This window comes from Phocaeicola sp. RTP21198st1_B8_RTP21198_201120, assembly GCF_040929485.1.
Taxonomy (GTDB): Bacteria; Bacteroidota; Bacteroidia; order Bacteroidales; family Bacteroidaceae; genus Phocaeicola; species Phocaeicola dorei.
Genome location: NZ_JBCOCI010000002.1, coordinates 33,426 through 48,727 on the forward strand (window position 1 = coordinate 33,426; position 15,302 = coordinate 48,727).

A 15,302-nucleotide genomic window follows, 5' to 3' on the forward strand; every position below is an offset into this window, starting at 1 on the left:
TAAAGTTTTTAACTTTGCATATTATCAATACCCATATTTCTTTTTTTGAAAGAAGGAGAAAAAATATAGATATAATGAATAAAGAGGAATGGTTGAAAAAAGGGTATGTTACCGAACCGGTAGACAAAACTCTGGATTTGAAAACTGAAATTGATAAGTTGCGTAAGGAAAAGAATGCGCTTATCCTAGGTCACTATTACCAGTCGGGCGAAATACAAGATATTGCCGACTTTGTAGGTGACAGCTTGGCGCTGGCACAATGGGCAGCTAAAACGGATGCGGATATCATTGTGATGTGTGGTGTCCACTTTATGGGTGAAACGGCTAAGATTCTTTGTCCTGATAAAAAAGTGCTGGTGCCGGATTTGAATGCAGGCTGTTCGCTGGCCGACAGTTGTCCTGCCGATGAATTTGCCAATTTTGTCAAAGCGCATCCCGATCATACGGTGATCTCGTATGTCAATACCACGGCGGCCGTTAAAGCGGTGACCGATGTGGTGGTTACTTCCACCAATGCCAAGCAGATTGTGGAAAGCTTTCCGGAAGATGAAAAGATTATTTTCGGTCCCGACAGAAACTTGGGTAATTACATCAATTCGATTACGGGACGCAATATGTTGCTTTGGGACGGTGCCTGCCATGTACACGAACAGTTCTCCGTGGAAAAGATCCTGGAATTGAAGAAGCAGTATCCCGATGCTGCCATTCTGGTGCATCCCGAATGTAAAGGAGCTGTTTCCAAGTTGGCGGACAAGGTTGCTTCTACGGCAGGCTTGTTGAAATATGCCGTAGCCAGTGACAAGAAAGATTTTATTGTGGCTACGGAAAGCGGTATTCTGCACGAGATGCGTAAGCAGTGTCCTGAAAAGAACTTTATTCCTGCTCCTCCCGAAGACAGTACGTGTGCTTGCAATGAATGCAACTTCATGCGTCTGAATACGTTGGAAAAATTATATAATACCTTGAAATATGAATGGCCCGAAGTGACAGTGGATGAAGCTGTGGCCAAGGAAGCGGTGAAACCGATTAAGAAGATGCTGGAGATCTCCGAGAAACTGGGGTTATAACCTAGATGAAAAAATGGAAGTGATAAAAGACTTGTTTTCTATTCCGAAAAGTAAAGGAGAATTTTTTTGGAAAGGATTCATCATAGGATGTATTATCGGAATAGGAATTGTTTTATTAATGTTACTCTCTTGAATAATTTTGGCGGAATAATGATTTTCATAATACATTATTCCGCTAAAATTATTTAAGGAAATAAGAGAATGATAGAATGAAAATAATACTGTGGAAAAAATAACCCTCCTTTTCAAGAACCGTAGAATGGGAGATTTCGTATGCAATTTTACTGCTGTAGTGCTTGGTATCATCCTTACCTTTATGGGAAGCGATTGGATAGAGAAACGAAATACGCAACGGGATGTGAAGAGTGCCCTTCTGTTAGTAAAAGCGGAATTAAAGGCTAATAGACAAACTATTTTAGACGGAAAGCAAAAAATAGAGAGAGAAATATGAGTTGTTATTTGTAATATTATGAAGCACATTCTTTTTCTTTTATTATTCAATATACTTTCTTTTGTATCTCTTCAATCGCAACCATCTTGCGTTTTTACTCAATATACTACTAAAGATGGGTTGATACAAAAGACTATTAGTTATATTTTACAAGATCGTAAAGGTTTTATTTGGGTATCTACCTGGGATGGAATTAACCGTTTTGATGGATATACATTTAAAAATTACAAAGCTCGTCCGGGAGACCTCATTGGTTTTATTAATAATCGTGTGGATTATATTGCAGAAGATCATCAAGGTTTTATATGGGCTTTAAGTTATGATGGTCATGTATACCGTTTTGACCCTAGGACGGAGAGTTTCTTTCCTTTACCTTATGATGACTATCAGGCTAGGCAAATCTATATTTCTCCTACCGGCTGTATATGGATTACCACAGAAAAAGCACTGTTATTAGTGACATATCAGGATGACGATAGCCAGATTGTGATAGAGAATTTTTCGGCAGATAACCAGATTTCGTCTGATGAAAAGATAAATCAGATATATGCTGATAAAGAAAAGAGTGAATGGATACTGACCAGTAATGGAATTTATTTAATAACTAGAGATTCGAAACGAATCATTTCTTTTTTTACGGAAAAGTATCCTCAGAATAGTGCTTTTTATAAAGTGACAGAAACTGAAGATTATCTTTTTTTCAGTTCCGAAAAAGGTTCTATACAACGCTATAATAAACAAACAAAGGAGTTTACTCTTATAAAATTACCTGTTGATTCTTCGGTAACTTGCCTGCAAGTCTTAGGAAATAAGGAATTAGTTTGTGGTACGAGGGAAGATGGATTTTTTGTTGTTAATGTAGAGAATGGACAAAGCCGACAATATAAAAGGACCCTTTTTCCTCAACTTCCGAGTGATTGTATAAAAAGTATTTATGTAAGCCGGAATCATGAAGTATGGATACAGCATGATAAAGAGGGAATTACATTATTTCATCTTCAAAGTGGGAATATAGACTATTTTAATCCTGTCAGTGGAAGAGATAAATCGGAAGCTAATTCAGAATTATTTATTGTTGAAGACAACTCCGGTAATTTATGGATACATCCTCCAAAAGGAGAATTGTTTTATTATAATCGTTCGGTAAATCAGCTGGTTCCGTTTTCCAATCCGGCATTATCATTAGAAAAGCACAAGATTGCTAATCGTATTACTGCTCTTTTTATGGACAGGCAAGAAAATATGTGGATAGGTTCTTATGATAACGGATTGGAAAAAGTTACTTTTAATGATACCTTTTTCAAATTTTATACAGATCCTACCCGATATGAAAGAACCGGCCAGAATAATGCCCGGGCACTGTTGTATGATAATAAAAATAGACTATGGATAGCTTGTAAAGATAAAACCATCGCTATTTATGACAATAGTCATAATTTCTTAGGTTATCTTCATTTCGATGGCAGTGTTTCGATGCAGCCGGATACTTCATTGGGAATGGCTTATGCTATTACTCAGGATAAGTCCGGTACCATTTGGATAGGTACTAAAGGAAATGGCCTGATAGAAGTCCAGCCCGGTCATAGTTCGTTACATTTTTTATTGAAGCAATACAAATATTCTGTTGAAGACATATATAGTCTTAGTCATAATGATATTTATGCGGTATGTGAAGATGCTGTAGGAAGAATATGGATTGCAACCTTTGGTGGTGGAGTGAATTATATGGAGCAGATAGAGGGTAAGACTCGTTTTATTAACTATCGTAACAAGCTGAAAAAATTCCCTATTCCTTTATGTTATCGTACTCGGGACCTTGTTTCTGATGGTAATGGAAGAATATGGATTGCTACAAGTAATGGTCTGCTTGCTTGCAAAGAAAAGTTTTCTGATGCCGAACAATTGGAATTCGAACATTATACACGTACTCCGGAAGATATAAACAGCTTGAGTAATAATAATATAAATCGTGTTTTTCTAACTCGTGAAAAAGAACTCTATGTTTTGACTTTCGGAGGAGGGCTCAATAAATTGGTTTCTTTAAAAGATGGAAAAGCTCATTTTAATGTGTATACCACATTAAATAATCTTCCGTCCGACCTTCTTGTGACGATGGTAGAAGATAAAAAAGGAAATTTATGGATAGCTATGGAAGAGGAGCTTTGTAAATTCAATCCAAGTACAAAAACTGTAGAAAATTATCCTGCCCACTCTTTTCCTCGATCACTCAAATTTAATGAAGGAAGAGGAGTTTGTTTGCCTGAAAGCGGTTCTTTATTATTTAATACCAAACAAGGAGTGTTATATTTCCAGCCCGATTCTATTAATAAAAGTACCTATGTTCCTTCTATCGTATTTACAGGATTACAATTATCAAATAAAATAATAACACCCAAGGACAGTACAGGGTTGTTGCAACGGAATATTGATGATACCCGATCGTTGACGTTTACCCATGACAACAATTCTTTCAGCATTCAGTTTGCGGCACTTGATATGAAATATCCCGGCAATGTTTCGTATGCCTATAGATTAAAAGGATTTGAAAAAGAATGGAATGAGGTAGGTAAGCAACGTATGGCTACTTATACAAATGTACCTAAAGGAAATTATGAATTCCAGATATGTTCTACTAACAGTGATGGAAGGTGGGCAGATAATATCCGCAGCATCGATATTACTGTGCTACCTTCTTTCTGGGAGACACCTTGGGCTATTCTTTTATATATATTGGCAGTAGTGGCTATCATCTGGTCTGTTGTTTATATCCTGTTTACTTTTTATCGGCTAAAGCATGAAGTGTCTGTAGAACAGAAGCTGTCCGAGTTAAAGCTTCAATTCTTTACTAATATCTCTCATGAACTTCGTACCCCTTTGACACTGATAGCAGGTCCTGTAGAACAATTATTGGAGGATAAGCATCTTTCTTCTTATTATCGTACTCAGTTGACTTTGGTTGAAAGAAATGCAAACCGTATGCGTCAGTTGGTAAATCAGATTCTTGATCTTAGGAAAATTCAGAATAATAAGATGAAGATGAGGGTACAGCAGATCGAATTAGTATCTTTTGTACGCAGGTTGATGGAAAGTTTTAATGGACTGGCTGATGAACACCATATATCCTTTAAACTGGAGAGTTCTGTTGATTCATTGAGTATCTGGGGAGATATGGATAAATTGGAGAAAATACTTTTCAATTTGTTATCCAATGCTTTTAAATATACTCCCCAAGGGAAACAAATAAAAGTCATAATCCATGTAGTCCGTGAAAATGTATGTATAGGTATAGAGGATCAAGGTATAGGTATTTCGGAGAATAAGCAAAAAAGACTGTTCGAGAGATTTGAAAATCTTGTTGATAAAAATCTGTTTAATAGAGAAAGTACCGGTATAGGACTTTCTTTGGTGAAAGAATTGGTAGAGATGCATAAAGGTACAATTGGTTTTGAAAGTTGGGTAGGAAAAGGTAGTAAATTTACTATCTTATTGCCTTTAGGGAAAGAACATTTTGATTCGGATACAGAGTTTATTCTTACGGATATAATAGGAAATGAGGCTGTAGGAGATAAAGATACTGCCGGTTTATTGATATCGGAAAATGAAGAAATATCTTCTCAAAGTGATGTTTTTGATTCCGCGAAAGAAACATTGTTATTAGTGGAGGATAATGGGGAACTAAGATATTTTTTGAAAACCATATTCAATCCTTATTTTAATATAGTAGAAGCAGTCGATGGAGTTGCCGGTTTTAATATGGCTAAAGAAGTGGTTCCTGATGTCATTATCAGTGATGTGATGATGCCTAGAAAAGATGGAATTCGGATGATGCGTGAATTGCGTGAAGAAATGTCTACCAGTCATATACCTTTAGTGTTATTGACGGCAAAATCTACTGTTGAAAATAAAATAGAAGGAATGGAATCTGGAGCCGACGACTATATTACTAAACCTTTTAGTGCCGCATATTTAAAAGCTCGTATATTTAATTTGTTGGCACAGCGTAAAAAGTTACAAGCACTTTATTGTGCAACTTTATTAAAGACCTCGGCTGAATCATCCGAAGAAGATAAAAAAGAGGAGGGTATTCCTGTCTTATCTGCCAATGATAAATTGTTTATGGATCGTTTGATAGAGTTTATTGAAGATAATTTGGATAACGGAGACTTGATGATTGCTGATTTAGCTCAGGAATTGGGTATGAGCCGTTCGGTTTTCTTTAATAAATTGAAAACACCGACCGGACTGTCTCCGGTTGAGTTTTTACGTGAAATGCGTATTAAAAAGGCAGCTCAGTTGATTTTAGCTGATGAGGGTAATATGGCGCAAATTGCTTATCAAGTGGGCTTTAATGATTCTCATTATTTCAGCAAATGTTTTAAGCAAGTATATGGTGTAACTCCTACAGAGTATAAATCGGGCAAAGAAAATAGAATTTGACGGAGAAGAATATTTTCCTAAAACAAAGGTATCTTCTTTGCCTTTAAAAGGAAAGAAGATACCTAAAAGTTTAGGTTGCAATCATTTTAATGATTTGCTTTGACAACATAAAAACACATCTTGTTTCTTTTTCTTATTTCTGTTTGAAACCGTAACCATTGGTAATGTTTGAATTCAAAAGTACCTGATATGTATTGGGCATAAGATGGATAGGTGGATTTTTTGCTGCATAGTCTGCATCGGTATAACCTGCAAAAAGTTTGGTTGCATAAGAATCCTCATAGTTCAACATATCAATAGCCCATGGAGTTTTTACATATCCGTCGGCCTCTAAAGCTTTTGCTTCGTCGCTTGAAGGGTCAATATATGTAAATAAGCCTTTTATGGCTACATTAGTCATGTTTTCATTAGCATAAGCAGGTACGATACTTCCCCAATCATCATGCTGTCCTCTCCATCCGGGAAAAAGAACAGGGTCGTTTTCTTTACCTGCAGGAGTCTGTGTTGTCAGACGATATCCGTATTCTTTTTTAGCATCTACCATTTTGGTCCATATATAGGCAGGGAGTTGGTTTCCATTATCGAAAGTATAATATCCGTTATTTCGGATACCGGTGATGATTGCAGTCATCACTTTACGGTTTTCAACGGCTACTTCAGGAAGAATTCCGGTGCGGATAATATCAAAGCGACGCATACCTTCTCCACTGAATTCTAATGCACGTTCTTTAATAACGGCATTAAATACGGAACCGCAATCGGTGATATATTTTTCAAAATTAGGATCGTTGTTTCCTGGAAATGCACGATGGTGTACTATGCCTAAATATGTTTTAGCTTTACCATCATCTCCCAATGCAGCATATACCTCGGCAAGCATTAAATATACATCTGAAATGCGCATATAGGAAATATTAATTCCTGATGTGCCATAGGACTGGGTATTAGGACTAGGAAGACGGTTCCAGTCATACTTATTAGTTCCGGGACCACTGCCTTTCCCCCATGCGCTGCGATCAAAAGACTGGATTAGTTCTTGTCCTTGCCCTGTGCTTCCGGTAACGGTTACTGATACATCGCGTCTCATGTCTTTGTTGTCAAACCAACCGTAATAAAAATGTGCCTGAATGCGATCCTGGCCACAAGCTACACAAGGAGCTTGTCCATTTCCTCCGGTAGAAGGACGGCCTATATAGGCAGGACGGTCGGAACTATAATTATACTCTTGAGGTATTTCATATACCGATTCGTCAGCTAATGTTATATTATCTCCTGCATGCATCTGTTGGAAGATATATTGATATGGATTACCATATTCCTGTCCGTTTGCTCCTTTGGTACGGGGATCAACTGTGTGTAGCACTATTGAACCGGGATTGTTAACACATTCTTGAAGATATTTTTCGGCGATGGCATATAGTTTTTTCCAATCGCTGCGACGTCCGTAAATTGCGTTATTCTTTTCCACACTCCAATCATCAAAAGTCAGTGTATTACCTTCTCCGTCTACATGGAAATCTGCACCGAGATCTGTACGACGGGTAGCATAGCCTCCGTTATAAAGGCAGATACGACCAATGAGACCTTGAACATAATTCCGGTTCATAACATCTGCACGGTTTCCTCCTTCACCTGCACGATACATGTGAGGTTCGACTTCAATCAGTTTTTGCACATGATAATCATAGATAGCGTAACGTGATACTAGGCCTTCCGCTTTTTCACCTGCTTTCAGTACATGAGGTACATCTCCATACCAACGGCATAGTTCCCAATAACAAGTAGCGCGTAAAGCTACTGCTTGTCCATATACATCTGAAAGATTATTAGGTTCACCTGTCATAATTTCATTGAAATTGTCCAAAGATTCGAAACTTGAAATTAATGAATTGGTTATTGAGATTGTTTCATAAAGTTTGGTGAATACTTCTGTACCTTCACCTGTATCAATATTATAATTGCTTGTTCCTCCGGGATAAAACCATTTCTGAAGAATACCTGCACTACCTTCATTATAAGTATCTTGGGAATCTTCAATATCCGAACCCCATACCGGATGCCAAAAGAATCCTGTGGAGTGCAAGCTGCGATTGGCTCTAAGGGTTTCGTAACCATAGTATAAGGCATCACGTGCAGAATCCTCATTAGAGAAGACAAAATCTCGGTCAACGACACTGGAAGAAGAGGTGTCTAGGAAATCGTTACAACCTGATAGTGTAAATGCAAAAGCTGTTGCAAGGGCTATATTCAGTATTTTTTTCATATCAATTGTTCTATTTTAGTTATAAGATTTTTATTTAGAAAGTAATATTAGCACCTAAAGTAAAAGTGCGTGCACGAGGGTATGTACCAAAATCCATATTGAGAGTAGGGAAAACTCTTAGATTACTATAAAATCCACTTTGTCCTGTAGGAGTTGCATTAACTTCCGGATCAATACCCGAATAACCTGTAATAGTAAACAGATTGGTCGCTGTAAGATAAATACGAAGCTTCTCAATATGTATTTTGTTCAAAACGGTATGAGGTAATGTGTAACCTAAAGTCAGTGTTTGTAAACGTAAGTAAGACCCGTCTTCCAGCCATTCAGAAGAAGTGATTCCGCTTTGATGATATGGCAGGTGATATTTGGCGTTAGCATTCAAGGCATTCAATTCGTTGGGATCGGTTACGGCATACAAATCACCTGATGAGTTTACATTATATACTTTATATGTATCTGCTACCCATGAAGTACGTTGGGCTCCGATACCGTCAAATTCTTGCCCTGAAGCATTAATCATGGCTGCAACGTTATATACTTTTCCTCCGGCAGTCCAATTGAAATTACTGGAAAGATCAAAGTTTTTATAGTTGAAATTTAATTGGAAACTCCCTGTATGGCGTGGCATTACTTCGCCAAGGCAAGTGGCATCATCCAGATCTACAGTGCCGCTGTTGTTTACATCACGGAATTTGGCCGCTCCCGGAAACGCAGTTTGTCCATTAGGAATATTGAATGGATGCATATAGGTAGCTGTAAGCGCTTTAGTAATATCGGGTATTCCTTCTTTTAGAATGTATTGGCCGTTCTCATAACGGAAATCGTTTACTGTGTAAAAGCCTTCGCTGACAAAGCCTCTGACTAAACCGATTGCTTTTCCTTCTACAAACATATAGTCATTGGTAGGAACAAGGGAAGATGAACCCCAATAAGAAGAATAAAGGTATTGATCAGCATTAGGCAGTTCATCCAGTTTATTTCGATTGTAGTTATAAATAGCACCTATGTTGAAGCGGAAATCTCCTTTATTTATCACATCAAAATTCAGTGATAGCTCAATGCCTCGGTTAGATGTTTTACCAAAGTTCTGGAATTGGTAAGAATAACCTGTGGTGTTGTCGACAGGTACTGCCATTAATAAATCTTTAGTGGTATTCCAGTATATTTCAAGACTGCCATTGATCCGGTTATTTAGAAAACCGAAATCCAAACCAAGATTGCGTGAGATGGTTGTTTCCCATTTCAAGTCGGAATTTGCCAATAACCCGTCTGGACGATAGAAAGAGCCTAATTCACCATTTATAGGAGTGTGGTTGCTGCTTGAGCTTAGACTGGACCAAGTTTCACGCCATAAGTTGGAATTGATGTTGTCACTACCTGATGTACCGTATGATAAACGGACTTTTAAATTTGATAACCAGTCTTTTGCTACTGCCATAAAAGGCTCTTCAGACAGACGCCATGCAAAAGCACCTGCTGGAAAATACCCCCAACGATTATTCGGAGCAAATTTGGAAGAACCGTCAGCGCGGAAAGTTCCGGTAAACAAATATCGATCATTCAATGTATAACTGAGACGTCCGAAGAAGGAGGCTGTACGTCCGGGAACACTGAAATTATTGTTCGCGGAAAGAGAAGTGGTTGCAGTATGGATTAATCCCATGGTAGTATCATAATCAAAGGTATCGGGATAATCACGACCTGAAATTTGAGAAGATTCTGAATCGGATTTTAGAATTTCATTGCCGAGAAGTGCAGAAAAAGTATGGTTCTTGCCAATATTGAAATTATAATTCAGTGTGGTTACGGAACGTAATCCGTCGCTTATACCACGGGTCAAGGTAGCACGTTTGTCTCCATTGGTATATCCGTTTTCATAATATGAATTTTTTGATGAACCACGGGTTATGGATATCTCTGTACGGGCGGTAAGTCCGTTGATTATTTCCCAAGATAAAGCAGCTGAGCCTCTTAATGAACGGGAATAAGATTTGTTAGTAATGTCATTAATAAGTTCTATAGGGTTGTGTTTGTCATCAATGTTTGCCACACCAAAACTGAATCCTGATGCAACTTCCGAATAGCTGACTCCTCCTAACGGATTATCAATAGGGCGATAGCGGTAGGCACCGGATACATTTGATCCTTTACCATTGGTTACATTCTCACGTCCGTTGAGGTTATTTTCCGTATAGCGGACATCCATGTCGAACTTTAACTTTTTGGTCAGTTGTTGTTGAATTTTAAAAGAAGCGTTCATACGATTATAATCCGAGTTGATTTTAATACCTTCATCATCCACATAGCCGAAAGTGAATAAAACTTTAGTTTTCTCAGTACCTCCTGAAATATTAATATTATGACTATGAGACATTGCTGTGCGTAATACATCATCAGTGTAGTCATGTGCTGAAATATTAGCATAATCAGTATAATGATTGCCATATTTGCTTCCCAAACCGAAGTATTTTTCAACCGCATCTTGGTTGGCACTTCCTCGTGAGGCAGCATAGCTCCAGTTATGAAGAATATATTCTTGAGCCGAAAGCGTTTCAAGTGTTTTAGATACGTTTTTTATTTGTACATATCCATCGTATGATACTTTTACGCGTCCTTCTTGGGCACTTTTAGTAGTGATTAAAATAACGCCGTTTGCACCACGTGCACCATAGATCGCTGTAGAGGAAGCATCTTTCAGTACATCAATGGATTCGATATCTGCCACTGGGATGTCGTCAATGCTGCTTACCGGGAATCCATCTACTACATAAAGAGGTTCATTGGATTGTGTGATGGAACCTCCACCGCGTACACGTACAGAGATTGTAGCACCCGGACGTCCATCCTGTGAAATCACATTTACACCCGGAAGTCGTCCTTGCAATGCTTGGGCCACATTGGATACAGGATTGGCAGCTACTTGTTCGCCTTTTACTGAAGCGATGGCACCAGTTAGGTCACGACGTTTCACAGTACCATAACCAATTACTACGACTTCGTCCAATGCTTGTGTATCTTCTTTCAATATGACGTTTATTTTTGAGTTCTTACCGACTGTAACCTCATAAGGGATATAGCCTATGTACGAAAATACCAGTACGGTTTTATCTGATGGGACAGATAACCGGTAACTGCCGTCTATGTCGGTAATGGTTCCGGTAGCTTCGTTTCCTTTTACCATTACGTTCACACCAATCAATGGTTCCTGTTTGTTGTCAGTTACCACACCTGTTATGATTCTGTTTTGCGCATAGGCACATTGTGCTATGAACAGAATCAAAACAAAACAGATACTTCTGATTCTAAGATGAATGTTGTTTTCCATATTACTACATTTAAATTAATGATTAAGACTTATCAGTCAGGATATATTAGATATTGTGTTTTTCCTTGTTTGATTGCAAAAGAGTAAATTTCTACTTTATTGGCGGTGAAATAATTGCTTGAATGGGTTAAAAAAATGCTTTTTTATATTGGATTCCAGCCATCTTCCCCACCTAATATTGTTTGAATAGCATAATGACTTATATTTTTCAGTTGATGGGAATAAGAAACGCGTTTGTCTTTACAGGCTCCTTCTCCAACATTCTGGTATTCTGCATAAAATACTGTTTTTTCATTTTCTTTGTTATCCCAATTATTCCACCCTGCAGGATTAATATGTCTACCTAGGTCACAATGAATAAACACAGCTTGTGCATAAGGACGCCAAGGACGGGAAAGATATACATCACTCACATTTGTATCTGCGGTCAGTCTACAATTAAGAAAAACATATCCGTATTTTTTTTCGGAAGGGGTGGAAGGGGCGGTAATGAACCCATTGCTTTTACTGTGTATATGACAGCGATGAAATACAGCAGTGGAGGCTCCGAATATAAAATCTACAGTTCCTTCTATGTAGCATTCTTCATAATATTGTCTACTGTCGGCTCCCCAGGTATAAAGTGTATCTTGGAATCCCAAAAAACGACATTTTTTAAAATGAGTACGGTCACCTACGACTAAGCAGGCTACGGCTTGTCCCACAGGACCGGAAGTATTTTGGAATGTGATATTCTCCACATAGAAATCAGGAGCGTATAAATAAACGGATGAAGAACCGGACGTACCTTTAGTTTCGCCGAAAACATTCAGTTTGTTTGAATAGTCATCGTATGAAATAACCGCTCCGTCTTCTCCTATTAGTGCGATATTTGTTTTGCTGGCGGGGACTACAAGTTTCTCTTTGTATATGCCCTTACTTAATAATATTCTAGTTTGTTTCTTTCGGAAGTCGGGTACGGCATTTATTGCTTCTTGTATAGTTGTGAAGTTGCCTTTACCGTTTGAAGATACTACATAATCATAGGTTGCGGGTTGTTGTGCAAATGTAGTTTTTGTTATGCCTGCCCATAAGCAGATAAATAATAGATAAAATTGTTTTTTGAATTTCATATTTTCTCTTGTTAACTGTTTATGGTACAATATTAGAAGAAATATGAAATATGGGAGTGAAAAAAATGCTTTATTCGGTGGAAAATTCGTTTGGAGGTGTGGAATGGGATTGAAAGTGAAATATATAAATGCAAAACGGGTGTGTGTCAAAACTAAAATGGTCTATCATTTTGTCATCCTGAACTCTAGTGAAGGATCTGTTTACATCTACTTATGTTTACAGATTCTTCGCTTCGCTCTGAATGACAGACTAAGTGATAGCGCTATCGGAGTTTTGACACATCCCCGTTTTGCTATTGTTCTTTATATAAGATTATGCCTTCAAGAACCGGCAAAGCTTCTCCACCGCCAGCGCCCGATGACTGATTTTATTTTTCGTCTCGTTTCCCATCTCGGCAAAAGTTTTAGTATATCCTTCGGGCACAAAGATAGGGTCGTATCCGAAACCTGACGAACCTCGTTTTTCTTTGATAATCTCACCTTTTACAATTCCTTCGAACAAATGCTTCTTTCCATCCAGAATCAGGCAGATAGCTGTGCGGAATTGTGCTTTTCTATTTTGCACTCCCTGCATATTCTGCAATAATTTTTGCATATTGGCTTCCGCATTGTGTCCTTCGCTTCCGGCATAACGGGCGGAATAAACACCCGGCGCACCATTCAAAGCTTCCACTTCCAGGCCTGTATCGTCGGCAAAACAGTCTAAACCGTAGTTTTTATAAATATACTCCGCTTTCAGCATCGCGTTGCCTTCCAACGTATCAGCAGTTTCGGGGATATCAACATGGCAATGGATATCTTTCAAACTCAATAATTCAACTTTTTCTCCTAGAATGGAGGATATTTCATCCAGTTTATGAGCATTGTTTGTAGCAAATACTAATTTCTTTTTCATTTTATATCATATTAATTGAATGCAAAGATACTGAGAATGAACCAAAGTAAGATAATTCCTGACAGAATAATATAGGTGAAAAGGTAAATAGTAATTTGTTTGCTATGTGTATTTTCAATTTTTGATTATTTTTGTTGCTATCATTTGATACTTGATAGTATGGTATATATAGAAACTCCTCATTTGTTGTTACGGGACTGGGAGGAAGAAGATATTCTTCCGTTTGTCCGTATGAACAGTGATAAAGAAGTAATGGAATTCTTTCTCACTACTTTGACAGAGGAAGAGACGATGGCTTTTTATTGTCGTATCCGGAAAGAATTTGAAGAATATGGTTATGGTTTGTATGCTGTAGAATGTAAAGAAACTCAGAATTTTCTAGGCTATGTGGGTTTTCATAATATTGCTTTCGAGTCGGATTTTACTCCCGGAGTGGAAATAGGCTGGCGGTTGTGCCGGGATGCATGGGGAAAGGGATATGCCACAGAAGCCGCTTCTGCCTGTCTGGATTATGCGAGTGATAATTTACCTTTTAAAACGGTATATTCGTTCACTGCCATACCCAATAAACGCTCTGAACGGGTCATGCAGAAAATAGGAATGCATTTTGAAAAAGAGTTCGATCATCCTTTGGTGGAACAAGGGCATTGGTTATGCAGACATGTATTGTATAAAATAGAAATTTGAGAAAATAGATTAACCGATATGTAGTAATCTTATCATTGCTTCATCGTTCTGTTTTTCAATGCAGAAACAGTGAAGCAATGGAAGAGATTATTTTTTAGTTACTTTATTTTTAGTTTGTCGAATCCTTCGCCATACACTCCTACCACATTACTTTGTGATATAAATGCATTGGGGTCAATATCTTTCACCAATCGGAATATATCCAGTGACTGGCTTTTCTTTGCCAATACCACTACGACCTTGATTCCTTGTTTGCTATACCATCCTGTACCATCCAATAAGGTAACTCCACGATCTATTTGTTTGGTGATTCCTTCGGCTATTTCATCATGTTTACGCGAGAAAATAAGGAACTGTACGGATTGGCGTGAACTGTTTATAACATAATCAATCACAATGCTCATAATAAACAATACGCAGAAACCAAATAACACCCGTTTCCAGTCATGGAATATGAAATAGCAGGAGGATATGATGACAATATCACAATACATCATCATGCGGCCAAGGGTTACATCTTTATATTTATTGATTATCCAGGCAATGATATCCGTTCCGCCGGTACTTCCATTATTGCAGAAAACAATGCCGATACCAAATCCCAGCAAGCCGGCACCTACTACACAAGCCATGAATTCTTGTCCCGGTCCTAACAATTGCGGCAGTGTACCATCCGGGTTCTTCAATAATGCTTGAAAGAGCCATAATAGGAATGTTAGCATAAAGATGGCATAAATGGTTTTAAGGCTGAATTTAGGTCCTAGTATCTTTAATGCGAAACCTAAGAAAACAGCGTTGATAATAAAATAAGAAACCTGGATTTCAATGCCTGTAACATAATATATAATGGCTGAAATACCGGTTACTCCGCCTGTAGTTATTTGATAAGGCAGTAAGAAAGCCGCCCATCCCAGTGCATAGCAAATCAGTCCGAAGGTAATGGATAAATAGTCTTTTACCTCTCTGCCTAGTTTGATTTTTAATATTTGGTCCATGGTAATGAGGATTGTTTTTAATGTAAGTAGAAAGGTGTGTCAAAAGTTACTGCTTTTGACACACCTCAAG

Annotated in this window: 8 protein-coding genes and 1 pseudogene; 4 read left to right on the forward strand and 5 right to left on the reverse strand. The window is 38.0% G+C overall.

From position 1 onward, the window contains the following. Positions 1-74 precede the first annotated feature (74 nt). The 3 genes from nadA (at position 75) to AB5935_RS01660 (ending at position 5,955) form a co-directional block, all read left to right on the forward strand. Positions 75-1,067 (forward strand): quinolinate synthase NadA, encoded by a 993-nt coding sequence (gene nadA, locus AB5935_RS01650; protein WP_038608328.1) that lies wholly within the window; start codon positions 75-77, stop codon positions 1,065-1,067. Positions 1,068-1,290: 223 nt separating this feature from the next. Continuing rightward, complete coding sequence (locus tag AB5935_RS01655) at positions 1,291-1,518, forward strand: hypothetical protein (protein ID WP_227216277.1); 228 nt, start codon at positions 1,291-1,293, stop codon at positions 1,516-1,518. A gap of 120 nt (positions 1,519-1,638) precedes the next feature. Further along, a complete protein-coding gene (locus AB5935_RS01660) occupies positions 1,639-5,955 on the forward strand; it encodes a two-component regulator propeller domain-containing protein (RefSeq protein WP_288259610.1) in 4,317 nt (1,438 codons plus the stop codon). Positions 5,956-6,088: 133 nt separating this feature from the next. Here AB5935_RS01660 and AB5935_RS01665 read toward each other — a convergent pair whose 3' ends face one another. From AB5935_RS01665 to AB5935_RS01680, 4 genes and pseudogenes are all read right to left on the reverse strand, one after another. Then, positions 6,089-8,218, reverse strand: a complete 2,130-nt coding sequence (locus tag AB5935_RS01665; protein ID WP_038608337.1) for a RagB/SusD family nutrient uptake outer membrane protein — start codon at positions 8,216-8,218, stop codon at positions 6,089-6,091. 34 nt (positions 8,219-8,252) lie between these two features. After that, positions 8,253-11,543, reverse strand: coding sequence for a SusC/RagA family TonB-linked outer membrane protein (locus AB5935_RS01670; RefSeq protein WP_038608340.1), 3,291 nt, complete (start codon positions 11,541-11,543; stop codon positions 8,253-8,255). A 143-nt stretch (positions 11,544-11,686) separates the two neighbouring features. Then, positions 11,687-12,568 (reverse strand): annotated as a pseudogene (locus AB5935_RS01675) (pectinesterase family protein); the annotation flags it as partial. 400 nt (positions 12,569-12,968) lie between these two features. Continuing rightward, on the reverse strand, positions 12,969-13,550 hold the full coding sequence (locus tag AB5935_RS01680) for a non-canonical purine NTP diphosphatase (RefSeq protein ID WP_038608343.1): 582 nt from the start codon (positions 13,548-13,550) through the stop codon (positions 12,969-12,971). 159 nt (positions 13,551-13,709) lie between these two features. Between AB5935_RS01680 and AB5935_RS01685 the strand changes: the two genes are divergently transcribed. After that, on the forward strand, positions 13,710-14,237 hold the full coding sequence (locus AB5935_RS01685) for a GNAT family N-acetyltransferase (RefSeq protein WP_038612140.1): 528 nt from the start codon (positions 13,710-13,712) through the stop codon (positions 14,235-14,237). Positions 14,238-14,335: 98 nt separating this feature from the next. On the opposite strand, the gene AB5935_RS01690 is transcribed toward AB5935_RS01685, so the two are convergent. Then, the gene (locus AB5935_RS01690) at positions 14,336-15,232 is read right to left on the reverse strand and encodes a YitT family protein (RefSeq protein ID WP_005849962.1); all 897 of its coding nucleotides are present in this window, start codon (positions 15,230-15,232) and stop codon (positions 14,336-14,338) included. Between the last annotated feature and the right edge of the window lie 70 nt (positions 15,233-15,302).

Excerpts from the sequence above, each read along its gene's own strand:
- nadA (WP_038608328.1), top strand. The coding sequence starts at position 75 with ATGAATAAAGAGGAATGGTTGAAAAAAGGGTATGTTACCGAACCGGTA.
- AB5935_RS01665 (WP_038608337.1), bottom strand. The coding sequence starts at position 8,218 with ATGAAAAAAATACTGAATATAGCCCTTGCAACAGCTTTTGCATTTACA.
- AB5935_RS01670 (WP_038608340.1), bottom strand. The coding sequence starts at position 11,543 with ATGGAAAACAACATTCATCTTAGAATCAGAAGTATCTGTTTTGTTTTG.
- AB5935_RS01680 (WP_038608343.1), bottom strand. The coding sequence starts at position 13,550 with ATGAAAAAGAAATTAGTATTTGCTACAAACAATGCTCATAAACTGGAT.
- AB5935_RS01685 (WP_038612140.1), top strand. The coding sequence starts at position 13,710 with ATGGTATATATAGAAACTCCTCATTTGTTGTTACGGGACTGGGAGGAA.
- AB5935_RS01690 (WP_005849962.1), bottom strand. The coding sequence starts at position 15,232 with ATGGACCAAATATTAAAAATCAAACTAGGCAGAGAGGTAAAAGACTAT.